Source organism: Pseudomonas sp. MWU347 (genome assembly GCF_017947305.1).
Lineage (GTDB): Bacteria > Pseudomonadota > Gammaproteobacteria > Pseudomonadales > Pseudomonadaceae > Aquipseudomonas > Aquipseudomonas putida_A.
This window is the reverse complement of the sequence record NZ_JAFGZB010000001.1, coordinates 451,691-474,998: the sequence shown is the minus strand read 5'-3', so window position 1 is coordinate 474,998 and position 23,308 is coordinate 451,691. Positions and strand designations below refer to the sequence as shown.

Genomic DNA, 23,308 nt, shown 5'->3' with positions numbered 1-23,308 from the left:
CAATAAGAGTTTGGCTGATCCGACGCCTTCGCGAGCAAGCCCGCTCCCACAGGTGAATTGTGTTGTGACGGGTTATTTCAGGTTGACCTTGGAATAGTCCTGCCGCCCGAACGGGCTCACCGAGTAACCCTGCACATCCTTGCGCGTCAGCGCATAGGCGGTCGGGTGCGCCAGTGGCAGCCACAGCGCCTGCTGCTGAATCTGCGCCTGTGCCTGTTCGTACAGTTTGGTGCGCACGCCTTGCTCACTGGTGGTCTTGCCGGCGCTGATCAACTTGTCCAGGTCGGCATTGCAGTAGCGGGCGAAGTTGGTGCCGGATTTGACCGCCGCGCAGGAAAACTGCGGCGTGAGGAAGTTATCCGGGTCGCCGTTGTCGCCGGCCCAGCCCATGAACAGCAGGTCATGCTCGCCAGCCTTGGCGCGGCGAATCAGCTCGCCCCACTCGATCACGCGGATTTCCGCCTGAATGCCGATTTCCGCCAGATCCGATTGCAGCAACTGCGCGCCCAGACTCGGGTTCGGGTTGAGCAGACTGCCGGACGGACGCGTCCAGATGGTGGTCTGGAAGCCGTCCTTGAGTCCGGCCTTGGCCAGCAACGCCTTGGCTTTGGCCACGTCGTGCGGATAGCCCGGCAGGTTCTTCGCGTAGCTCCAGGTGTTCGGCGGGTAAGAGCCATTGGCGGGTTCGGCGGTGTCTTCGAACACGGCTTTGACGTAGTTGGCCTTGTCGAAGGCGAGGTTGATCGCCTGGCGCACTTCTGGTTTGTCCAGTGGTGGGTGCTGGCTGTTGATGCCGACGAAAGCGGTCATGAAGGCGTCAGTCTTTTCTACTTTCAGCGTCGGCTCTTCCTGCGCAGCCTTCACGTCCAGCGGTTTTGGCGACAGGGCGATCTGGCACTCGTTGCGCCGCAGCTTTTGCAGGCGCACGTTGGCGTCCGGGGTGATGGCGAAGATCAGCGGGTCGACCGCCGGCTTGCCGCCGAAATAGTCCGGGTTGGCCTTGTAGCGCACCGAGGCGTCTTTCTGAAAGCGCGTGAACACGAACGGACCGGTGCCGATCGGCTGGCTGTTGAGCTTGTCGGTGGCGTCGGCCTTGAGCAGCTTGTCGGCGTATTCGGCGGAATAGATGGAGGCGAAGCCCATGCTCAGGGTCGCGAGGAACGTCGAGTCCGGGTGGTCGAGGGTAAAGCGCACGGTCAGCGGGTCAAGCGCGTCGATCTTCTTGATCAGCGCCGGCAACTGCATGGACTGGGCGTGCGGGAAGCCGCTTTGCGCCACTTTGTGCCATGGGTTGGCTGGATCGAGCATGCGATCGAAGCTGAATTTGACGTCTTCGGCGCTCAGGGTGCGGGTCGGCTTGAAATAGTCAGTGCTGTGAAACTTCACCTGCGGGTGCAGCTTGAACACATAAGTCAGGCCGTCGGTGCTGACTTCCCAGCTGTCGGCCAGGCTCGGCACGACTTTGCCGCTGGCGGTGTCGAAGTCCACCAGGCGATTCATCAGCACGTCGGCCGAGGCATTGGTGGTGGTCAGCGAGTTGTATTGCACCACGTCGAACCCTTCAGGGCTGGCCTCGGTGCAGACGCTCAGGGCGGCGGCCTGGGCCAGGGGGCTCAGCAGAAGCGGGGCGAGCAACAGGGGTAGGGCAGCGAGGCGCATGGTCGGCTTCCTTTACAGATCGAAGGCCATCTGCAGGTGCAGTCTGGAAAAGGGTTACCCTAGAGGGCTGGATTGCAAATGACTATCCCCTTTTTGCATTTTTGGGGCAGCGCAGTGACGTTTTTCAGACCGCGGTGCACGAGGAAAAGTCGGAAACGTCTGTTAGAGCGGTTTTCTGCGACGAGTGGTCAAAACTCGCCTCAGCCTTTATCCAAAGCGTCTGCAGGCGGAAAATGCGCCTTTTTACCGCTTGATTGCACATCCATTGTTGTTGCACCCCGGTCTTTCTGGTATAAAGCAGCGCTCTTTTCTAGGGGCCCGGTTCCTTCACTGTAGGTGTAGCCGGTAAGACCTCTAAAGAAACGCGGCGCCTGGCGCCAAATGACTGAGAGATTAAGCGGCCAACCCATGCCGGGTTGGGCATGTGGTTTTAGAGGGCTGAGGCATGTCGAGAGTATGTCAAGTTACCGGTAAGGGTCCGGTAACCGGGAATAACATTTCCCACGCAAACAACAAAACCCGTCGTCGTTTCCTGCCGAACCTGCAGCATCACCGCTTCTGGGTTGAAGAAGAGAAACGTTTTGTGCGTCTGCGCGTATCTGCCAAAGGCATGCGCATCATCGACAAGCGTGGCATCAGTGTCGTGCTCGCCGAACTTCGCCGCGATGGCAAGATTTAAGGGAGCTAATCATGCGTGAATTGATTCGTTTGATCTCGAGCGCCGGTACTGGTCACTTCTACACTACCGACAAGAACAAGCGTACTACCCCGGACAAAATCGAGATCAAGAAATATGATCCGGTTGTTCGCAAGCACGTGATCTACAAGGAAGGCAAAATCAAGTAATTGATTTTTCCCGACTTACGAAAAAGGCCCGTATCTCACGATACGGGCCTTTTTTGTTGCCTGGAGTTTTGTGCTGACTGTTGCGACGCTTTCGCGAGCAGGCTCGCTCCCACAATGGAATGCGGTCGAATGTGGGAGCGAGCCTGCTCGCGAAGGGGCCGGTAATATCAGCGAAAGACTCAGGCCTTCTGTTCGAAGATCACATAGATCTTGCGGCAAGCCTCCAGCACTTCCCAGGTACCACGGAAACCGGCCGGAATCACAAAGCGGTCGCCAACACGCAAGGTCTTGGCATTGCCATCGCTGTCACGCAGCACCGAAACCCCTTGCAGGATTTCGCAGTATTCATGCTCGGTGTAGTTCACCGTCCACTGCCCGACCGCGCCTTCCCACACGCCAACACCCATTTGCCCACAAGGGCTGTCGTACTGGTTGAACACCGCTTGCTCGGGATCGCCCTTGAGCACTTTGGCCGGGTCCGGGCGATAGCGTTCGGCTTCGCTGCTGGTCAGGCTGATATCGACGACGTTCTGGATGTTCATTGTTGTTTTCTCCCGTGATGACGGCGCGGTGGCTTGAAAGGGCCAAAGTCTATGTTTATTAAAATGAACACCGCAAGGCCGTATGGCGCTCTTATGTCAAATATATTGAAACAACCCCGGTCGCTGGTTTAGGGTGGCGGGTGCCTTGGGCCGAAAAAGCAGGCCGGCCGGGCAGCATTCCTGAAGACGTCCGCGAAGAACGCGGCGCTCGTATTCAACAAGAGGAGGACACTCGAATGACCACCCTGACTCGTGCCGATTGGGAACAACGTGCTCGCGACCTGAAGATCGAAGGCCGCGCCTACCTCAACGGCGAATACACCGACGCCGTCTCCGGCGAGACCTTCGAGTGCATCAGCCCGGTCGATGGCCGTCTGCTGGGCAAGATCGCCAGCTGTGACGCCGCCGACGCCCAGCGCGCCGTGGAAAACGCTCGTGCCACGTTCAATTCCGGCGTCTGGTCGCGCCTGGCGCCGAGCAAACGCAAAGCCACCATGATTCGTTTCGCCAGCCTGCTCAAGCAGCACGCTGAAGAGCTGGCGTTGCTCGAAACGCTCGACATGGGCAAGCCGATCAGCGACTCGTTGTACATCGACGTCCCGGGCGCGGCGCAAGCGCTGAGCTGGAGCGGTGAGGCGATCGACAAGATTTACGACGAAGTCGCCGCCACTCCGCATGATCAATTGGGTCTGGTGACCCGCGAGCCGGTGGGCGTGGTCGGCGCCATCGTGCCGTGGAACTTCCCGCTGATGATGGCCTGCTGGAAACTCGGCCCGGCGCTGTCGACCGGTAACTCGGTGATCCTCAAACCGTCGGAAAAATCCCCGCTGACCGCCATCCGCATCGCTGCGCTTGCGGTTGAGGCCGGCATTCCGAAAGGCGTGCTCAACGTGTTGCCGGGCTACGGCCACACCGTCGGCAAGGCGCTGGCGCTGCACAATGACGTCGACACGCTGGTGTTCACCGGTTCGACCAAGATCGCCAAGCAGCTGATGATCTACTCCGGCGAATCGAACATGAAGCGCGTGTGGCTGGAAGCTGGCGGCAAGAGCCCGAATATCGTCTTCGCCGATGCGCCGGACCTGCAAGCCGCTGCCGAATCCGCCGCCAGCGCCATCGCCTTCAACCAGGGCGAAGTCTGCACCGCCGGTTCGCGTCTGCTGGTCGAACGCTCGATCAAGGACAAATTCCTGCCGATGGTGATCGAGGCGCTGAAAGCCTGGAAGCCGGGCAATCCGCTGGACCCGGCAACCAATGTCGGTGCGCTGGTCGATACCCAGCAGATGAACACCGTGCTGTCGTACATCGAATCCGGTCACACCGACGGCGCCAAACTGGTGGCGGGCGGCAAGCGCATCCTCCAGGAAACCGGTGGCACTTACGTCGAGCCGACGATTTTCGACGGCGTGAGCAACGCGATGAAGATCGCTCAGGAAGAGATTTTCGGCCCGGTGCTGTCGGTCATCGCCTTCGATACCGCCGAAGAAGCGATCCAGATCGCCAACGACACGCCGTACGGCCTGGCCGCTGCGGTATGGACTCAGGACATCTCCAAGGCGCACCTGACTGCCAAAGCACTGCGCGCCGGCAGCGTGTGGGTCAACCAGTACGACGGCGGCGACATGACCGCACCGTTCGGCGGCTTCAAGCAGTCGGGCAACGGTCGCGACAAGTCGCTGCACGCGTTCGACAAATACACCGAGCTGAAGGCGACGTGGATCAAGCTGTAAGCCGTTAGCGGGAGCCTGATTCGTTCAGGCTTTCGAACTTACGGAGATCCCCTGTGGGAGCAAGTCTCTGTGGTGAGGGGATTTATCCCCGATCGGCTGCGAAGCAGTCGCAAAACCAGTGCATGCGAGGGTGCAGGTTTTGAGGTCGCTGCGCGACCTGTCGGGGATGAATCCCCTCACCACAGGGTTTGCTCCCACATTTGATTTTGTGGCGCACATAAGAATATCCACAGGAGCGTGGACCATGCGTTGGGCGACGTATTTCGCCGTGTTGGCGTCTGTCTTGAGTGTCGGCCTGGCCCTGGGGGTCAGCATGCCGCTGGTGTCGTTGCGTCTGGAGAGCTGGGGTTACGGCTCTTTCGCCATCGGCGTGATGGCGGCGATGCCGGCGATTGGCGTATTGCTGGGCGCGAAGATTTCCAGTCATCTGGCGGCACGTTTCGGCACCGCGAACCTCATGCGTCTTTGCCTGTGGGCCGGGGCGTTGTCGATCGGCTTGCTCGCGCTGTTGCCGAGTTATCCGGTCTGGCTGGTGCTGCGCCTGATGATTGGGGTGATCCTGACCATCGTATTCATCCTCGGCGAGAGCTGGATCAATCAACTGGTCGTCGAACACTGGCGCGGTCGTCTCGTCGCTCTGTATGGCAGCAGCTATGCGCTGAGCCAACTGTCTGGTCCGCTGCTGCTGGGTGCGCTAGGCACTGAGCATGATTATGGTTTCTGGGTCGGTGTCGGGCTGCTGACAGTCTCGCCATTGCTGTTGATGGGCCGCAGCGGTGCGCCGAGCAGTGAAGCCAGCAGTGTGACGTTCAGCGATCTGTGGGGGTTTGCCCGGGAGCTGCCGGCGATTGCCTGGGCGGTGTCACTGTTCGCCGCGTTCGAAGCGATGATCCTCACGCTGTTGCCGGTGTATTGCCTGCAACAGGGCTTCACCGCCGAGATTGCGCTGGCGATGGTCAGCACGGTGGTGGTCGGCGATGCGCTACTGCAACTGCCGATTGGCGCGCTGGCGGATTACCTGTCTCGACGCACGTTGTTCACCGGTTGCGCGGTGGTGCTGATGCTGTCGAGCCTGGCGATTCCAATGCTGATCGATACGCTGCTGATCTGGCCGTTGTGGGTGTTGTTCGGCGCCAGCGCGGGTGGCTTGTTCACTCTGTCGCTGATCCTGATCGGTGAGCGTTATCGCGACGATGCGCTGGTGCGGGCCAATGCGCACATTGCGCAGCTGTGGGGTGTCGGCTGTCTGATCGGGCCGTTGCTGGCGGGGGCGGGCAGTCAGTGGATCAGCGGGCATGCGTTGCCGTTGTTGATGGCGGCGGGGGCGTTTGGATTGGTGATTCTACTGATGCGTCAGGGGGCATTCGGCACAGTGGCCGAGCCTGCTTAAGTCAGCTCTTAAAGCGAAAGAATTCTTGTGGTGAGGGAGCTTGCTCCCGCTGGGCTGCGCAGCGGCCCCAAAGACTTCGTGAGCGCTGCGCACTCAGGCGGGAGCAAGCTCCCTCGCCACAAATGAGTTTTCAATTCGACTAGAGCATCCGCTCAAGACCGACAGTGGTGCTGAACCACGCATTGAAGCGCCGCCACCAACTCCCCGGCTCCTTGCTCAGCGTGTGTATTTGGCCGTTGTCCTCGGTCACCCAGACAATCTTCCCATCCTGCAATTTCGCCTGATAGCTCAGAGCCGGCGCCATGCCTTGCAGCGCCAGTTCGCGCACGTGTTCGGCCAGTTCCGGGCTGTCCACCAGAACCCCGACTTCGGTGTTCCACAGCACTGAGCGCGGATCGAAGTTGAATGAGCCGATAAACGCTTTCTGCCGATCGAAAATCATCGCCTTGCTGTGCAGGCTGGAATCCGAACCACGGAAAGACTTGCTGTAAAACAGGTGCGGGCCACTGCCATAGTTATCCCCAGGCTGACGGCGCAGCTCATACAGTTTTACCCCGTGCTCCAGCAGCGCCTTGCGATACGGCGCATAACCGCCGTGCACCGCCGGCACATCGGTGGCTTCCAGCGAGTTGGTCAGCAGGCTCACCGAGACCCCGGCGTCGGCGCGCCCGGTCAGGTACACCAGCCCCGGCTGGCCGGGCACAAAGTACGCCGAGATCATGATCAGCTCTTTGCTGACGCCGCGCAGCTCCGGCGCCAGTTGCGTGGTCAGCAGCAGTTGCGGGTCCGGTTCGTCCTTGGCCAGCACTTTGCTCGGCGCATCCCACAGCGCCTGGTTCCAGGCCCAGATCAGTTCCTTGCGCCAGATGTCCATGCGTGGCGCGGTCTTGAACGTCATCAACTGTTGATACAGCGCGTGATTCTGTTTACGGGTTTCATCCAGCGACTCTTCCAGGCGCGTGCGGGTGTTTTGCAGGTCTTTGATGCTCGGTTTGCTGGAGAGGAATTCATTGATCGGCTTGCTCAGCGCGCTGTTCCAGTACTGGTCGAAACTGTGCCCGAGTTGCTCGGCCACCGGGCCGACGCTGAGCATGTCGATGTCGGTGAAATTCAGATTCGGCTCGGCATCGAAATACTCGTCGCCCAGATTGCGCCCGCCAACGATGGCCACGCTGTTGTCCGCCAGGAACAGTTTGTTGTGCATGCGCCGGTGTTGCAGCGACAGGTTGAACAGGCGTCCGGCAGCGCGGGTAACGCCGGTGCTGCGGCCCAGGTGCAGCGGATTGAACAGGCGGATCTGGATCTGTGGATGCGCCGCCAGCGTGGCGATGATCGTGTCGAGGCCGTCGCTGGTGGTGTCGTCGAGCAGGATGCGTACGCGCACGCCGCGGTCGGCGGCCTTGAGCAGTTCTTCCACCAGCATCCGCGTGCTGACGCCGTCATGGACGATGTAGTACTGCAAGTCGAGGCTGGTTTGCGCATTGCGAATCAGCTCGGCGCGGGCGGTGAAGGCTTCTGTGCTGTTGGACAGCAAGCGGAAGCCGGAACGGCCCTGCCAGGGCGCTGCCTGGGTCTGAATCGAGCGACCGAATGCGGAGCCCGCGGCCGGCAACGCCTGGCTGGGTTCGCGCGGCGCATCGAGGGTGGCGCAACCACTGGCCAACGAACACAACACACAGACAGCGAGCAATTTTTTTCCGGGTTGCACGTTGGTTTCTCGGCTGGAGGCAGGGGGTGACGGAGTATGGCACGCAGAGGATTTCCAAGACCGTTTCCGGCGGATCCTCGCCACACTGTGTAAACAATTAGTCGTTCAAAAGTAGGAATGAGTTCGCCTGTGGTTTTGGACTATTTGCTTTGTTGTTTTTTCAGCTCCTGGTCGGTGCCTATTCCTACATACGAATCCTGCAAAAAACGAAATCATCGCCCCCGGTGTTCAGCGTCTTGTGAAGGCAATGCGCTGAACAACTGCCATTGATCAATAACCGATGAAGTAGGGACTGATGAAAAAAACAACATGGATGGTAGCCGTCGCGGCTGCAGTATTACCCACCCTGGTGGTCGCCGAGAGCGTAGACCTGAGTGTGGTCGGAACCATTATTCCGACGTCGTGCATCCCCGCATTTGCCGGTGGCGGCACGGTAGATTTGCGCAAGATATCCGCAGCCACCCTGAACAAGACCACGCAGACGCTGCTGCCGACCCACGACATTTCGCTGCACATCAACTGTGATGCAGAGGCATCGGTCGAGGTGTCGGTCAGAGACAATCGTACAGCCACCAAATTGCCGGGCATCAACGATGGTGCCGGTAATAACGATCCGGCTTTGTTCTACGGCCTGGGTGAAATCAACGGCATCCGTATCGGCGGATTTGCGCTGCGTCACGGTCGTCCGGAAGCCGACGGTGCGCCGCAGACTCTGATGACACGCACTCTGGCAGCACCGGCGTGGCAACTGCCTGCTTCGCCGCTGGTGGGCAATGCCCCGGCGCTCTACTCATGGGGTTCCGGCGTGGCAGCTGGCCCGGTCGCGGCCCGTCACCACGGGTTTCCGATGAGCCTGTTGCCGATCATCGGCCCGAGCAACGCGCTGCCGATCACCAGCGAGATCCCGCTCGATGGCTCGGTGACCTTCGAGATGTTCTACCTCTGATCGTCAGAACCCGGCCATTACCGGGTTCTTTCAGGTTCATTCAGCGCGCCCTTTGCCGGGTGCGCTGCCCCCTGCGGAGCAATACCGATGCCGATTTCAATGTGCCGCCCAGGCTTGCGGGCGTTGCCACTGTGCCTGCTCGTCTTGATTTTGATGCCCGGGGTTCACGCTGCCGGAATGGTGCCGCAAACCCCTGTGCTGGTGGTGGATGAGGGTGTCGGTGAAGCGACGATGAATGTGCGAAACACCGAAACGCGTCCGGCCCTGCTGCACACCACGGTCGAAAATATCGAGCCGCACGATCAACAGCTGTTGCTGTTCAGTCCGCCGATTGCCCGTGTCGAGCCTGGTGCGGTGCAGCAGGTACGGTTCATGTTGCAGAGCGCCGAACCATTGCAGACCGAGCGTCTGAAACGGGTGATTTTTGAGGGGATCAATCCTGTGGCAGGTGTCGACGGTGCCCGGGTCAATCTGGGTGTTCGGCAAAACCTGCCGGTGATCCTGCGCCCCGCCGATCTGCCAGTGGAGCGCGAGCCATGGAAACGCCTGAGCTGGTCAGCCACGGCTGAAGGTTTGCTGGTCAGTAATCCCAGTCCTTACGTGGTGCGCCTGGCTAAAGCGATTGTTCCGCTGCCGGGCACGCAGGCGGTGGATCTGCCGCGTACCTGGATCCTGCCAGGGGAGCGCCTGTCTGTCGGCTTGCCGTTGAACGTAACAGTGCGAACCATGGCAGTGCGGATCTTTCCGGCGACCACATATGGCTTTGCGGTCGATCACTTTGATGCCCCGGTTACGCACTGATGCGCACGTGTGCCCGTCAGGGACTGGCACTGCTGATGGCGAATGCGATCGGCATGACGATGGCCAGTGAAGGGGTGGAATTCGATGCGCAGGTGCTTCGCGAGCGCGGGCTCGACCCCGCATTGGCTGAGTACTTTCGCCAGGCACCGCGTTTCTCCCAAGGCACATGGCTGGTCGCGCTTGAGGTCAATGGACAGCCACGGGGGCGGGTGTTCGTGACATTCAATGAACAGGGCGAGCCGTGCCTGCAACCGGCCTTGCTCAAGGCTGCTGGTGTGCGCGCGCAAGCGGCTTTGCCCCCCGTTCAACCGCAGCAGTGCCTGACGCTGGGCGAAGGTCTGCCAGCGGCCACCGTTGCATTGCATCCCGGTAAGGAACAGATCGACCTGCTGCTGCCGACGGACCTGTTGGCATTGCCGGAATTTCAGCCACGCAGCTTCGCCAATGGCGGAGTGGGCGGCGTGTTCAACTACGATGTTTTGGTCATGGGCAGCCAGCACGAGGGGCAACGTAGCGATTTTCGCAGGCTGGGTTCGGAGTTCGGCCTGAATGCCGGCAACTGGGTCTTGCGCAGTCGCCAGTCCTATACGCAGTTGCCCGACAGCACGCGTTTCGAGCATCTGTATGCCTATGGCACGCGCACTCTGGAAGCTTACGAAGCCAACGTGCAGATCGGCCAGTTGAACTTGCAGTCGCCATTGTTCGCCGGCGAATCTTTCAACGGAGTGCAGATTCTGCCGGAAGGTGCGTTCGCGCAAATGCGCGCGGCACAGGAGGGCGCACGTGGCGAGGTCGAGGGCATAGCCTGGTCGCCATCGCGAATCGAAGTCCGGCAGAACGGCGTGCTGATCTACACCACGCTGGTTCCCGGCGGCCCCTTCACCTTGCGCGCGCTGCCGTTGTTGAGCAACCAGCTCGACCTCGAGGTCAGCGTGCACGAGCAGGAAGGGCAAGTGCGGCGCTTTCGCGTCCCGGCAGCCAGCCTGCAGGATCCACAATTCGATCGCGCCGACGGCTTCAATCTGGCGCTGGGCACGGTGCGACGCCAGGGTTCGGATGATCGTCAGGCGCCGTCATTTGCCACCCTTGGCCGGGAGTGGAGTCTGTCACGAGCGTTGCGCGTGAGCGGCGGGTTCCTCGGTGGGGCGGATTATCTGTCGGCAGGCTGGGGGCTGCAGCGTCAATGGCCGGGCAATCTGAGCACCGGTGTGCGCCAGGTGCTGTCCAGCGATCGAGACACAGGCATTGCAGGTCATGAGGTGCAAATGACCGTCAGTGCCGTGTTGTCGCCGAATCTGTCCACCAGTGTGGTTGCGGTGCACCGTGGCAAGGGCTTTCGCAGCCTGTCGGACACCGGCTGGAGCCAGCAGCAGGGACGGGCCGACGCCTCCGGGCGCGATCACTGGACATTTTCGCTCAACGGTACTGTCGAGCGCTGGGGGGCATTCGGCATGACCTGGTCGCGCTACACCAGCGTGGACGAGCCACCCAACATGCGCCTGGGATTGTCCTGGTCGCAGACACTGCCCGCGCGCATCAGCCTGTCGTTGAGTCTGGAGCGAGGGATCGGCGATGCCGACGCGAGGCAGCGGGGCACCTCGGTCTATCTGACGGCCGGGATACCATTGGGCGATCAGCGCAGGGCTCGCAGTTACCTGCGCAGCGATCCGCGATCAGGGGTGCGCAGTGGCGTGTCGATGAGTGAAGTGCTCAGTGAAACCCTGGCCTATAGCGCCAGTGCCGAACAGCGTGAAGCTGCGGCGCCATCGCTGGGTTTGCGGGTCAACGCACTGGCGCATTACACCAGTCTGGATCTGGGCCTGAACCAGCGAGCCGGGGCAAGCGAATTCGACCTGGGGCTGCGCGGCGGCATGGCGTTGCATCGCGACGGTGTGACGCTGTCGCCGTATCCGCTGCGCGAGACCTTTGCCGTGCTCAAGGCTGGCGACCGTGCGGGTCTGAAGCTGTACACGCCGCAAGGCCCGGTGTGGACGGATGGATTGGGCCGGGCGGTGGTGGCGAGTTTGCCGGCCTATTCCACAGCCCGGCTGGAAGTCGATCCGTTGAGTTTGCCGCGCAACGTCGAGGTGCTCGACGGTTATCAGGAGGTCGAGGCCGGGCGTGGCTCGGTTCAGCATATGGATTTTTCCATCACCCGCGTGCGGCGTGTGCTGTTGAAGGCCAGGACGCTTGACCGGCAATGGTTGCCCAGTGGCCTCGCCGTACAGAACGGGCAAGGCGAATACGTGACCACGGTGCTTGAGGCCGGGGCGATCTTTCTGCCGGACATCAAACCCGGTCAGTCGCTGCGGGTGCAACTGTCGGATAGCGCGCACTGCGACCTGCAATTCAATTTGGCTGAAGCGCCGGACGAGCAAGCATTGATCGAGCCCGTCGACGCGCTCTGTCAGCCTTTGAACCTTACATGACCGAGTTATTGCGCATGCATCGATGGATTGTCCTGATCACGCTGGCATCGTTGGCATCGACCTCGGTCATGGCCAGCGAGGCCTGCCAGATGACACTCTCACCGAGCGCTGTGGACTATGGCGTTTCGACGCGGGCGGAGCTGCTCGCCCGGCCATCGGGCAATGAAGGCAGTTTTGGTGTGCGCACGGTTCATCTACGGATTCAATGTCCGGCTGCGCGCGCGATCAGGTGGTACTTTGCTGCCCCGAGCAGCGATGCGCTGCATTACCGCTGGGCACCGGGACGGTTGCAGATACGCATTGTGGCAGCGCGTCTGGATGGCGCGCCGGTGCAATGGCAGCGCGATGATGGCGAGGCGGGCCTGTTGCAGCCTGGCGATCGCATCACCGCCTGGCGCTCTGGCAGCCTCGCCGCCGGGCGCCATCTGGAGGTGGAGCTGGAAATCGAAGCGCGCGTCAGTGATGCCTCAAGTCGTGTCGCCGACCTTCAGCGATTTGAGGGATTCGGTACGTTTCAGCTGGAATGATCAGGCTTCGGCCAGCAGTTTGATCGCCGCTGCGCCGACCTTGCGCACCGCCTCTTCGATCTGCGGTGTCGGTTTGGCCGCGTAATTCATCCGCAGACAATTGCGGTACTTGCCCGAGGCGGAAAAGATGCTGCCGACGGCAATCTGTACGCCCTGATCGTGCAGCGCGCGATTGAGTTTCAGCGTATCGAAACCCTCCGGCAATTCGACCCAAAGCATGAAGCTGCCCTGCGGGCGACTGGCGCGGGTCCCGACCGGGAAGTAGCGGGTAACCCAGTCGATCATCGCGTCACGATTGCGTTGGTATTGGCTGCGCATCCGCCGCAAGTGCGGTTCGAAATGGCCGCCCTTGAGAAATTCGGCGATGGCGATCTGCGGCTGCGGTGCGGTGGAACCGGTGCTGATGTATTTCATGTGCAGCACCCGTTCCAGATAACGACCCGGCGCGACCCAGCCGATGCGCAGCCCCGGCGCCAGGGTCTTGGAAAACGAGCTGCACAGCAGCACTCGACCATCTTCGTCGAAGGACTTGATCGTGCGCGGACGCGGGTAGGTGTAGGCCAGTTCGCCATACACATCGTCCTCGATGATCGCCACGTCGAAACGCTGTGCCAGGTTGAGCAGGGCGCGCTTGCGCGACTCCGGCATGATGTAGCCCAGCGGGTTGTTGCAGTTGGGGGTGATCTGGATGACCTTGATCGGCCACTGCTCCAGCGCCAGTTCCAGCGCTTCGAGGCTGATGCCGGTGAGCGGATCGGTGGGGATTTCCAGGGCTTTCATGCCCAGGCCTTTGAGCGTTTGCATGGCGCCGTGGAAGCTCGGCGAATCCACCGCGACGATGTCGCCCGGTTCGCAGATGGCGTGGATGCTGGTGGACAGCGCTTCGTGGCAACCGGTGGTGATCACCAGGTCGCTGGCGCTCAACTGGCAACCGGAATCGAGCATCAACCGGGCGATCTGTTCGCGCAGTTCAAGGGTGCCGTGGATGTTGTCGTAATACAGACCGGGCATGTCCTGGCGTCGGCTGATCCGCGCCAGTCCGCGCAACAGCGGTTTCATCGTTGGCGTGGTCACGTCGGGCATGCCCCGACCCAGTTGCACCACGTCCTTGCGTGGCACCGCACGAATCAGCTCCAGCACCTGATCCCACTGCGAAATCTCCACCGGCCGCTGCGCCGGGCGCCCGACTGCGGGCAGCTCCGGCAGCTCGCGACCCACCGGCACGAAGTAGCCGGACTTGGGTTTCGGTGTCGCCAGACCGCTGTCCTCAAGCATGCGATAGGCCTGCTGCACCGTGCTGAGGCTGACCCCGTGTTCTACGCTCAAGGCGCGCACCGAAGGCAGGCGATCGCCAGGACGGTAGAAGCCTTGTTCGATGCGGGTGCCGAGCAGTTCGGCGAGGTTCACATACAGGGTCATGGCACTGCCTCGATGCAGGTTATTCGTTAAACCAGTACAGATGCAGCAAAAATCGGTAATTCAGTCTCAGGAATGGCAAATCTGTATGGAGTTAATACAGATGTGTTGAATCTGTAATGCTTTTGCCGACCCGCGCATCATGGAATCTCTGGCTACCCAAGTAAACAGGAGCAACAAAAATGAACGGCTTGAGCGATGTGCGGCTGACGTTACGCAGTCAGGAACTGGCGGCAGGGCAGGAGGACAGTGCATGGAATAGCGCCATGCGTAACGCGCCATCCGGCCTGAGTCGCTGGGGCCTGTTCTGGCATCGTCTGCACACGCGCAAGGCGCTTATGAATCTGACGCCGGAGCAGCTCAAGGACGTCGGGTTGACCCGGGAGCAGGCAAATGAAGAGGGGTTGAAGCCGTTCTGGCGGATCTGAACGTTTTAGCGCCTGTTTCGGCCCCTTCGCGAGCAAGCCCGCTCCCACATTCGACCGTGTTCTCAAGGTGGAGCGCGGTCACCTGTGGGAGCGGGCTTGCTCGCGAAGGCGTATTCAGGGCCTCAAAAAAACATCAGACCAACTCTTTAATCCGATGCCACAACATCCCCAACGCCAGCAACGGCGAGCGCAAATGCTTGCCGCCGGGGAAGGTGATGTGCGGCACCTTTGCGAACAGATCAAAGCCACCGCTGTGCTGCCCGCTGATCGCCTCGGCGAGCAGCTTGCCCGCCAGGTGCGTGGCATTCACTCCGTGCCCGGAATAGGCCTGGGCGTAATACACGTTCGGTTGATCATTGAGCCTGCCGATCTGTGGCAGACGGTTGGCGCCGATGCCGATCATGCCGCCCCATTGATAGTCGATCTTCACGCCCGCCAGTTGCGGAAACACTTCGAGCATCTTCGGCTGCATGTAGGCGCCGATGTCCTTCGGGTCGCGCCCGGAATAGTGGCAGGCACCGCCGAACAGCAGGCGCCGATCCGCCGAGAGCCGGTAGTAATCCAGCGCCACCCGCTGGTCACAGACCGCCATGTTTTGCGGCAGCAGGCTGTGCGCCAGTTCTTCGGACAGCGGTTCGGTCGCAATGATGTAACTGCCGGCGGGCAGTACTTTGCCGCTGAGTTGCGGATTGAGATCGTTGAGGTAAGCGTTGCAGCCCAGCACCAGGGTTTTCGCCCGCACTGAACCTTGAGCGGTGTGGACGCGAACCTCGGTGCCGTAATCGATACGCTTCACCCCCGATTGCTCGAACAGCTGCACGCCCAATTGCTGTGCGGCAGCGGCTTCGCCCAGCGCCAGGTTCAGTGGGTGCAAATGCCCGGAACCCATGTCGATCAAGCCACCGACATAGCGTTTGGAGCCGACCACGGTGTGCATTTCATCGGCTTGCAGCAGGCGGGTTTCGTAGCGATAGCCGAGGCTGCGCAGCTCTTCGGCATCTTCGGCAAAGCCTTCGAGATCGGCCGGTTTGTTGGCGAGATCGCAGTAGCCCCAGGTCAGATCGCACCGGATCTGGAAACGCTCGACGCGCTGGCGGACGATTTCCACCGCTTCCAGGCCCATCAGTTTCATCTGGCGAACGCCGTCAGCGCCGATGACGTTGCTGAACTGGTCGAGGCCGTGGCCGACCCCGCGAATCAACTGCCCGCCGTTGCGGCCGCTGGCGCCCCAGCCGATCCGGTGCGCTTCCAGCAACACCACACTGAGGCCGCGTTCGGCCAGTTCCAGCGCGGTGTTCAACCCGGAAAAGCCGCCGCCGACCACGCACACGTCTGCGCTCATCTCGCCTTGCAGAACCAGATAGTCGGGCTGTGGCAGGCTGCTGGCGGCGTAGTAAGAGGCAACGTGGGGTTGGCTCGCGAAGGTTCGGGCGCGGGCATTCATGGGCATCATCCAACGGCTGGGTGTCGAGAAAATTTGACGGAGCATAAGCCGCACGGCCGAAGACGGGCAACACTGGTCGGCCGTTGCTGTGTGGATCTCGGCTTTTGCGGCACAATTGCCGCCTATTTCATGTGGATTACCGTTTCGATGAGTTGCAACCGCCAGACCATTCGCGACCTGCGTCAGCAGATCCCCACGTTCGAGTGCGTGCCGGGCTGCCATGACTGCTGCGGGCCGGTGACCACCTCGCCGGAAGAAATGTCACGCCTGCCGCGCAAGACCCGCGCCGAGCAGGATGCGGCGATGGAAGAACTGAACTGTGTACACCTGGGGCCGAATGGCTGCACGGTGTATGGCGAGCGACCGCTGATTTGCCGGTTGTTCGGTACCACCAAAACCCTGCCATGCCCGAACGGGCGGGGGCCGGTGGAGTTGATTCATCCACGGGTTGAAAAGCAGATCTTCGAATACATGGCGGCGAATCGGCAGGTGCTGGTTTAGCGCAATTGCTGGAACCGAGTCGACCCAATCGCTGGCAAGCCAGCTCCCACAGTGATCGTTGTCGTTCACAGAATATGTGTTAATCACTGAACCTGTGGGAGCTGGCTTGCCAGCGATGGGGCCGGATCAGGAAGCACAAATCTCAATCCGGAATCGGCAGGCTCAGGCTCTCTTTCACCTCTTCCATCACGATATAGCTTTTGGACTCACGCACATGCGGCAACTTCAACAGAATGTCGCCCAGCAGTTTGCGGTACGAGGCCATCTCGGAAATCCGCGCCTTCACCAGATAGTCGAAATCTCCTGACACCAGGTGGCATTCCAGCACGTGCGGCAGCTTCAGCACCGCGCGGCGGAACTCTTCGAAGGTGTCGCCGGATTTGTAATCGAGGCTGATCTCGACGAACACCAGCAGGCTACCCTTCAAATGCTGCGGATTCAGGCGGGCGTTGTAGCCCATGATGATCCCTTCGCGCTCCAGCCGGCGCACCCGCTCCGTGCACGGTGTGGTGGACAGACCAACCTTCTCCCCGAGTTCGGTAAACGATATGCGCCCGTCCGCCTGCAGGATCCGCAAAATGTTGCGGTCGATCTTGTCCAGCTCACGTTTGGTCTGAGTGTTGGTACGCATAGGGGATGCGCCTCCGTGAAAAGGGTTTTTGCCGAGAATTGTCGCCAAATATAGGCGCTTATATAGTGAAATGCACTGGCCATTCTTTTTTACACTGCGCGCATCATTGCTCTAACAACAGACGTACGCGGCCCCGCCGCGATGAGGGATACAAAAATGCGCGTAATGGTCTTGGGTAGCGGCGTCATCGGTACCGCCAGTGCTTACTATCTGGCCCGTGCCGGGTTTGAAGTGGTGGTGGTCGACCGGCAGCCAGCCGTGGCCATGGAGACCAGTTTCGCCAACGCCGGCCAGGTGTCGCCGGGTTATGCCTCGCCATGGGCTGCGCCGGGTGTACCGCTCAAGGCCATCAAGTGGTTGCTGCAGCGCCACGCGCCGTTGGCGATCAAGGCCACTGCCGACATCGACCAGTACCTGTGGATGGCGCAAATGCTGCGCAACTGCACCGCTAGCCGTTACGCAGTGAACAAGGAGCGCATGGTGCGTCTGTCCGAGTACAGTCGCGACTGCCTCGATGAACTGCGCGCCGAAACCGGCATCGCTTACGAAGGCCGCAGCCTCGGTACCACGCAACTGTTCCGCACTCAGGCACAGCTCGATGGCGCCGCTAAAGACATCGCCGTGCTGAAAGAATCCGGCGTACCGTTTGAAGTCCTCGACCGCGCCGGCATTGCCCGTGTCGAGCCGGCCCTGGCCAATGTCACCGACATCCTCGCCGGCGCCCTGCGTCTGCCGAACGACCAGACCGGCGACTGCCAGATGTTCACTACGCGCCTGGCGGAAATGGCCGTGAAACTTGGTGTGGAATTCCGCTTCGGCCAGGACATCCAGCGCCTCGACTACGCCGGTGACCGCATCAACGGTGTATGGATCGACGGCAAGCTGGAAACCGCCGACCGCTACGTGCTGGCCCTCGGCAGCTACTCACCGCAACTGCTCAAGCCGCTGGGCATCAAGGCTCCGGTGTATCCGCTCAAGGGTTACTCGCTGACCGTGCCGATCACCAACCCGGCCATGGCCCCGACCTCGACCATTCTCGACGAAACCTACAAGGTCGCGATCACCCGTTTCGACAACCGCATCCGCGTCGGCGGCATGGCCGAAATCGCCGGTTTTGACCTGTCGCTGAACCCGCGTCGGCGTGAAACCCTGGAGATGATCGTCAACGACCTTTATCCTCAGGGCGGCAATCTGGCCGAGGCGAGCTTCTGGACCGGCCTGCGTCCGACCACCCCGGACGGCACGCCGATCGTGGGCGCCACGCCGTTCAAGAACCTGTTCCTCAACACCGGTCACGGCACCCTGGGTTGGACCATGGCGTGCGGTTCCGGTCGTTTGCTGGCCGATCTGATGGCGAAGAAAAAGCCGCAGATCAGCGCCGAAGGCCTCGATATTTCCCGTTACGGCAACAAGCCTCAGGAGTCCGCAAAACATGGCAATCCAGCGCCAGCTCACCAATGAGCGCATGAGTCAGATCGTCACCCACAACGGCACCGTGTATCTGGCCGGGCAGGTCGGCGACGACTTCGACGCCGGAGTCGAACAGCAGACCCGCGAGGTGCTCGCCAATATCGAGCGTTTGCTGGATCTGGCCGGGACTGACAAGCAGCATCTGCTGTCGGCAACGATCTACCTGAACGACATCGAGGCGCACTTTGCCGGGATGAACTCGGTGTGGGATCAGTGGCTGCCCAAAGGCGCCGCGCCGGCCCGGGCCACCGTCGAAGCGAAGATGGCCAAGCCGAGCATCCTGGTCGAGATTTCCATCGTCGCCGCGTTGCCGTAACCGTTTCAAAGATCCCTCTCCCGGCGCTGTTGGCGGTTCACGTCGTCAGTCGGCGCCGGTTTTTTATTTCCATGACCGCCTAGAAGTCTGCCGCCATGCGTCCTGCCCGTGCCCTGATCGACCTAGAAGCCCTGCGCCACAACTACCGAATTGCCCGCGAAGTCACCGGCGCCAAGGCGCTGGCGGTGATCAAGGCTGATGCCTACGGTCACGGCGCGGTGCGTTGCGCCCAGGCGCTGGAAACCGAGGCCGACGGGTTTGCCGTCGCCTGCATTGAAGAAGCGCTGGAGCTGCGCGCGGCCGGCATCAAGGCCCCGGTGTTGTTGCTCGAAGGCATCTTCGAGGCTGACGAGCTGGCACTGATCGTCGAACATGATTTCTGGACCGTGGTGCATTCGCTGTGGCAGCTCGAAGCCATCGAGCAGACGGCATTGAGCAAACCGATCACCGTGTGGCTCAAGCTCGATTCCGGCATGCACCGTGTGGGCCTGCATCCGAAGGATTACGCAGCCGCCTACCAGCGCCTGCTGGCCAGCGGCAAAGTGGCGAAAATCGTGCTGATGAGCCACTTCGCCCGCGCCGATGAACTGCATGAGCAGAGCAGCGCCGATCAGGTCGCGGTGTTCGAAGCGGCGCGTCAGGGTCTGGCTGCCGAAGTCAGCCTGCGCAACTCGCCGGCCGTGCTCGGTTGGCCGCAGATCCACAGTGACTGGGTGCGCCCGGGCATCATGCTCTACGGCGCGACCCCGTTCGAAGAAGCCAACGCCGTGGCCGAGCGCCTGCAACCGGTGATGACCCTCGAATCGAAAGTCATCTGCGTGCGCGAACTGCCCGCCGGCGAGCCGATCGGCTATGGCGCCAAATTCATCACCGACAAGCCGATGCGCATCGGCGTGGTTGCCATGGGCTATGCCGATGGCTACCCGCGTCATGCCCCGACCGGCACGCCGGTGCTGGTGGCCGGCAAACGCAGCCGCCTGCTTGGCCGCGTATCGATGGACATGCTCTGCATCGACCTCACCGATGTGCCGGAAGCGGACCTCGGTTCGACCGTCGAACTGTGGGGCAAAAACATCCTCGCCAGCGAAGTGGCGCAGTGGGCGGACACCATTCCGTACCAGATCTTCTGCAACCTGCGTCGCGTGCCAAGGCTCTATTCCGAGGGTTGACGCCGCTGCGGGGGCCAAGTGTTGTAAATACTGAACGCTGTCGCCATGATAACGCTCAATATTCTTACAACATCAGGAGGCTCCCGCCTTGGACGTCGGTGAACGACTGCAATCGATCCGCAAGCTCAAAGGGCTTTCCCAGCGTGAACTCGCCAAACGCGCGGGCGTCACCAACAGCACCATTTCGATGATCGAAAAGAACAGCGTCAGCCCTTCGATCAGTTCGCTGAGGAAGGTTCTTGGCGGGATTCCCATGTCCATGGTCGAGTTCTTTTCCGAAGAAATCCTGCAGGAAGTCCCGACTCAGATCGTCTACAAGGCCAACGAGCTGATCGACATCTCCGACGGCGCCGTGACCATGAAACTGGTCGGCCGTGCGCACCCGAGCCGGGCCATCGCGTTTCTCAACGAGATCTACCCGCCGGGCGCTGATACCGGCGAAGAAATGCTCACCCATGAAGGCGAAGAAACCGGGATTCTGGTGGAAGGGCGTCTGGAACTGGTGGTGGGTCTGGAAACTTTTATTCTCGAAGCCGGCGACAGCTACTATTTTGAAAGTACCAAGCCGCACCGTTTCCGTAATCCGTTCGACGCGCCTGCGCGACTAATCAGCGCAGCCACGCCGGCAAATTTTTAACGATAGAGGCGCCAAGCCATGACGGCGAAGGCATCCGCAGAGTTTTTTCACCGCGCGGTATAACCCCTTCGACTATGGGGTTGTTTCAGTGTGGCGGGCTACCCGCTATACTTGCGCCCGCCTGCGAACCGTGGCCGCAGGCGTGAATAGCCACCATTGAGGGTGAACGCGTGAACCTAATTATGAAAATGCTGGCCGCACCAGCAACCGTACTGGCCCTCTGGGCTGTCAGCGCTCAAGCTGCGACGAATGACGACATTGCCAAGCGCCTCGAGCCGGTCGGCCAGGTGTGCGTTCAGGGGCAGGAATGCAAAGGGATGGAAGTCGCTGCCTCCGCTGGAGGCGGTGGTGGGGCGAAGACGCCGGATGAAGTGATTGCAAAACATTGCAACGCTTGTCACGGCACGGGCCTGCTGGGCGCCCCGAAAATCGGTGACGCAGCGGCCTGGAAAGACCGTGCTGATCACCAGGGCGGCCTCGACGGCCTGCTGGCCAAAGCCATCACTGGCCTGAATTCGATGCCACCCAAAGGTACCTGCGCCGACTGCTCGGATGACGAGTTGAAAGGCGCGATCCAGAAGATGTCCGGCCTGAAATAAGCCGCGCTTCTGACGAAAAAAACCGTCTTCGGACGGTTTTTTTGTGCCTGCGATTCACGGCTTTCGCTGTCCTTTGCAGCAAAGTCGAGGCAAGCTCGGTCTACCCCTATTCACGGAACGGGCAGGAGGCTTCAGATGGTGCAGTTGTGTTCGATCGAACAGGCAGTGGACGAGGTGCTTGCACGCCTGCCGGCGCATATCCACATGGGCATGCCGCTGGGCTTGGGCAAGCCCAATCACTTCGTCAACGCGCTGTACCGGCGGATCAAGGATTTGCCCGAACGACAGCTGACGATGTACACCGCGCTATGCCTGGGGCGGCCGACGCTGGGCGACGGTCTGCAGAAGCGCTTCATCGAACCCTTCGTCGAGCGCGTGTTCGGCGACTACCCCGAATTCGATTTCCTCGCCGATCTGCAGCGTGACAGCCTGCCCGCCAACATCCGTATCGAACAGTTCTTCATGCAGCCCGGCAGCCTGCTCAACAGCCCGCCGGCCCAGCAGGATTACGTCAGCAGCAACTACAGCCACGCCGCCCGCGATATCAATGCCGCCGGCCTCAATCTGGTGGCGCAATTGCTCGCCAGCAGCAGCGAGCATCCCGATCGCCTGAGCCTGAGCTGCAACCCGGACATCACCCTCGACCTGTTGCCGATGATCACCAAGCGTCGCGACGCCGGGGAGACCATTCTGCTGGTCGGTCAGGTGCACACCGATCTGCCGTACATGCCCGGCGATGCCGAAGTCGATATCGACACCTTCGACCTGCTGATCGACGCGAAGGACAGCAGCACGCTGTTTTCCACGCCGAACATGCCGGTGGGTTTTCAGGATCACTTCATCGGTTTGCACGCCAGCACCCTGGTGCGCGACGGCGGCACCTTGCAGATCGGCATCGGTTCGATGGGCGACGCACTCACCGCCGCGTTGCTCGCGCGGCAGGCGGACAACGCCGGTTACCAAGCCTTGCTCAACGACATCAATCTCAGTCAGTGGGCACAGTTGATCGAGCGCGAGGGCGGCACTGCGCCATTCGCCAAAGGTCTGTATGGCTGCAGCGAAATGTTCGTCAACGGCCTGCTGGTGCTGGCCGATGCCGGGATCATCCGGCGCAAGGTCTACCCCGACGTGCACACTCAGGAGCAGGCCAACGCCGGCACCCTCGATGAGTCGGCGCAGACCGATGGCATCTCGGTGCACGGCGGCTTCTTCCTCGGCCCGCGCAGTTTCTACGAGCGCCTGCGCGAGCTGCCGCTGAGCAAGCGCCTCGAATTCAACATGACCCGCATCAGCTACATCAACGAGCTGTACGGGCAGGAAGAGCTCAAGCGCTTGCAGCGCCTCGATGCCCGGTTCATCAACACCGTGTTCACTATGACGCTGATGGGCGCGGGTGTGGCCGATCAATTGGAAGACGGGCGGGTGCTCAGCGGTGTCGGCGGGCAATACAATTTCGTCGCCCAGGGCCACGCGCTGCACGATGCGCGTTCGATTCTGATCCTGCGCAGCTGGCGCGAGTCCGCCGGCGAGGTCAGCTCGAACATCGTCTGGGAGTACGGCCATTGCACGATTCCACGGCACCTGCGCGACATCGTGGTCACCGAATACGGCATTGCCGATCTGCGCGGCAAGACCGATGCGGTGGTAATCGAGTCGTTGCTGAACATCAGCGATTCACGCTTTCAACCGGGGCTGATCGAACAGGCGCAGAAGGTCGGCAAACTGCCGAAGGATTTCCGCCTCGATCCACGCTTTGCCGACAACACCCCGCAACGCTTGCAGGCGATCGCCGCGAAGCATCCGAATCTGTTTCCCGAGTATCCGCTGGGTTGTGATTTCACCGCGATCGAACGGGATCTGCTGCGGGCGCTGAACTGGCTGAAAAGTAAGTTCAAGCTGAGTGAGATATTGGAGCTGGGCAAGGCTGCGCTGGATGCGCCGGAGGCTTCGACGTTCCCCGAACACCTTGAACGTATGCAACTGACCCACCCGGAAGGCCTGAAAGAAGACCTGTTCCAGCGTCTGCTGCTCACCGGCCTCAAAGCCACCGCACAGTAACGGGCCACCCCAAAACCAACGGTGGGAGCGGGCTTGCTCGCGAAGGCGTCGTGTCAGTCAA

22 protein-coding genes are annotated in these 23,308 nt (G+C 61.1%); 16 read left to right on the top strand and 6 right to left on the bottom strand.

What is annotated here, in order from left to right; genetic code table 11:
- Positions 1–72: 72 nt before the first annotated feature.
- On the bottom strand, positions 73–1,659 hold the full coding sequence (locus KCG87_RS02145) for an ABC transporter substrate-binding protein (protein ID WP_210556328.1): 1,587 nt from the start codon (positions 1,657–1,659) through the stop codon (positions 73–75).
- A gap of 445 nt (positions 1,660–2,104) precedes the next feature.
- On the opposite strand from KCG87_RS02145, the gene rpmB reads away from it, so the two are divergent.
- On the top strand, positions 2,105–2,338 hold the full coding sequence (rpmB, locus tag KCG87_RS02140; RefSeq protein WP_003229474.1) for a 50S ribosomal protein L28: 234 nt from the start codon (positions 2,105–2,107) through the stop codon (positions 2,336–2,338).
- Positions 2,339–2,349: 11 nt separating this feature from the next.
- On the top strand, positions 2,350–2,505 hold the full coding sequence (gene rpmG, locus KCG87_RS02135; RefSeq protein ID WP_003177274.1) for a 50S ribosomal protein L33: 156 nt from the start codon (positions 2,350–2,352) through the stop codon (positions 2,503–2,505).
- 179 nt (positions 2,506–2,684) lie between these two features.
- Here rpmG and KCG87_RS02130 read toward each other — a convergent pair whose 3' ends face one another.
- Positions 2,685–3,047: a cupin domain-containing protein gene (locus tag KCG87_RS02130; protein ID WP_097089496.1), complete on the bottom strand. Its 363-nt coding sequence runs from the start codon at positions 3,045–3,047 to the stop codon at positions 2,685–2,687.
- Positions 3,048–3,283: 236 nt separating this feature from the next.
- Between KCG87_RS02130 and KCG87_RS02125 the strand changes: the two genes are divergently transcribed.
- Together KCG87_RS02125 and KCG87_RS02120 are read left to right on the top strand one after the other, a co-directional pair.
- The gene (locus tag KCG87_RS02125) at positions 3,284–4,777 is read left to right on the top strand and encodes an aldehyde dehydrogenase (protein WP_210556330.1); all 1,494 of its coding nucleotides are present in this window, start codon (positions 3,284–3,286) and stop codon (positions 4,775–4,777) included.
- Positions 4,778–5,021: 244 nt separating this feature from the next.
- Positions 5,022–6,167, top strand: a complete 1,146-nt coding sequence (locus KCG87_RS02120; RefSeq protein WP_134784984.1) for an MFS transporter — start codon at positions 5,022–5,024, stop codon at positions 6,165–6,167.
- Positions 6,168–6,306: 139 nt separating this feature from the next.
- On the opposite strand, the gene KCG87_RS02115 is transcribed toward KCG87_RS02120, so the two are convergent.
- A complete protein-coding gene (locus KCG87_RS02115) occupies positions 6,307–7,875 on the bottom strand; it encodes a phospholipase D family protein (protein WP_210556332.1) in 1,569 nt (522 codons plus the stop codon).
- A 295-nt stretch (positions 7,876–8,170) separates the two neighbouring features.
- Here KCG87_RS02115 and KCG87_RS02110 point away from each other — a divergent pair, with 295 nt between their 5' ends.
- From KCG87_RS02110 to KCG87_RS02095, 4 genes are all read left to right on the top strand, one after another.
- Entirely contained in the window at positions 8,171–8,821 is a 651-nt protein-coding gene (locus KCG87_RS02110) for a DUF1120 domain-containing protein (RefSeq protein WP_097089501.1), read from the top strand.
- 87 nt (positions 8,822–8,908) lie between these two features.
- On the top strand, positions 8,909–9,622 hold the full coding sequence (locus KCG87_RS02105) for a fimbria/pilus chaperone family protein (protein ID WP_210556334.1): 714 nt from the start codon (positions 8,909–8,911) through the stop codon (positions 9,620–9,622).
- Positions 9,622–12,051 carry a fimbria/pilus outer membrane usher protein gene (locus KCG87_RS02100; RefSeq protein WP_210556335.1) on the top strand — a complete coding sequence of 810 codons (2,430 nt, stop codon included), beginning with the start codon at positions 9,622–9,624 and terminating at the stop codon, positions 12,049–12,051. Before KCG87_RS02105 ends, KCG87_RS02100 begins: the two co-directional genes overlap by 1 nt.
- Positions 12,048–12,578, top strand: a complete 531-nt coding sequence (locus KCG87_RS02095) for a hypothetical protein (protein WP_210556336.1) — start codon at positions 12,048–12,050, stop codon at positions 12,576–12,578. The genes KCG87_RS02100 and KCG87_RS02095 overlap by 4 nt, the downstream gene beginning before the upstream one ends.
- Here the strand turns inward: KCG87_RS02095 and KCG87_RS02090 are convergent, their stop codons facing one another.
- Positions 12,579–13,997, bottom strand: a complete 1,419-nt coding sequence (locus KCG87_RS02090; protein ID WP_134784981.1) for a PLP-dependent aminotransferase family protein — start codon at positions 13,995–13,997, stop codon at positions 12,579–12,581. It lies immediately after the preceding gene.
- Between the two features lie 179 nt (positions 13,998–14,176).
- Here KCG87_RS02090 and KCG87_RS02085 point away from each other — a divergent pair, with 179 nt between their 5' ends.
- Positions 14,177–14,422, top strand: a complete 246-nt coding sequence (locus KCG87_RS02085; RefSeq protein ID WP_134784980.1) for a DUF1127 domain-containing protein — start codon at positions 14,177–14,179, stop codon at positions 14,420–14,422.
- Between the two features lie 133 nt (positions 14,423–14,555).
- Here the strand turns inward: KCG87_RS02085 and KCG87_RS02080 are convergent, their stop codons facing one another.
- The gene (locus tag KCG87_RS02080; RefSeq protein ID WP_210556338.1) at positions 14,556–15,866 is read right to left on the bottom strand and encodes an FAD-binding oxidoreductase; all 1,311 of its coding nucleotides are present in this window, start codon (positions 15,864–15,866) and stop codon (positions 14,556–14,558) included.
- 147 nt (positions 15,867–16,013) lie between these two features.
- Between KCG87_RS02080 and KCG87_RS02075 the strand changes: the two genes are divergently transcribed.
- Positions 16,014–16,367 (top strand): YkgJ family cysteine cluster protein, encoded by a 354-nt coding sequence (locus KCG87_RS02075; RefSeq protein WP_027610425.1) that lies wholly within the window; start codon positions 16,014–16,016, stop codon positions 16,365–16,367.
- A gap of 142 nt (positions 16,368–16,509) precedes the next feature.
- On the opposite strand, the gene KCG87_RS02070 is transcribed toward KCG87_RS02075, so the two are convergent.
- Positions 16,510–16,998 (bottom strand): Lrp/AsnC ligand binding domain-containing protein, encoded by a 489-nt coding sequence (locus KCG87_RS02070; RefSeq protein WP_003177284.1) that lies wholly within the window; start codon positions 16,996–16,998, stop codon positions 16,510–16,512.
- 156 nt (positions 16,999–17,154) lie between these two features.
- On the opposite strand from KCG87_RS02070, the gene dadA reads away from it, so the two are divergent.
- The 6 genes from dadA (at position 17,155) to KCG87_RS02040 (ending at position 23,247) form a co-directional block, all read left to right on the top strand.
- Positions 17,155–18,459, top strand: coding sequence for a D-amino acid dehydrogenase (gene dadA / locus KCG87_RS02065; RefSeq protein ID WP_007962383.1), 1,305 nt, complete (start codon positions 17,155–17,157; stop codon positions 18,457–18,459).
- Positions 18,431–18,784, top strand: coding sequence for a RidA family protein (locus tag KCG87_RS02060; protein WP_027610426.1), 354 nt, complete (start codon positions 18,431–18,433; stop codon positions 18,782–18,784). The genes dadA and KCG87_RS02060 overlap by 29 nt, the downstream gene beginning before the upstream one ends.
- Before the next feature lie 95 nt (positions 18,785–18,879).
- Entirely contained in the window at positions 18,880–19,953 is a 1,074-nt protein-coding gene (gene alr / locus KCG87_RS02055) for an alanine racemase (RefSeq protein WP_210556340.1), read from the top strand.
- Between the two features lie 88 nt (positions 19,954–20,041).
- The gene (locus tag KCG87_RS02050) at positions 20,042–20,590 is read left to right on the top strand and encodes a cupin domain-containing protein (RefSeq protein ID WP_007920393.1); all 549 of its coding nucleotides are present in this window, start codon (positions 20,042–20,044) and stop codon (positions 20,588–20,590) included.
- Between the two features lie 182 nt (positions 20,591–20,772).
- Positions 20,773–21,189 carry a c-type cytochrome gene (locus KCG87_RS02045; protein WP_025112727.1) on the top strand — a complete coding sequence of 139 codons (417 nt, stop codon included), beginning with the start codon at positions 20,773–20,775 and terminating at the stop codon, positions 21,187–21,189.
- A 135-nt stretch (positions 21,190–21,324) separates the two neighbouring features.
- Complete coding sequence (locus tag KCG87_RS02040; protein ID WP_210556342.1) at positions 21,325–23,247, top strand: acetyl-CoA hydrolase/transferase C-terminal domain-containing protein; 1,923 nt, start codon at positions 21,325–21,327, stop codon at positions 23,245–23,247.
- Positions 23,248–23,308 lie beyond the last annotated feature (61 nt).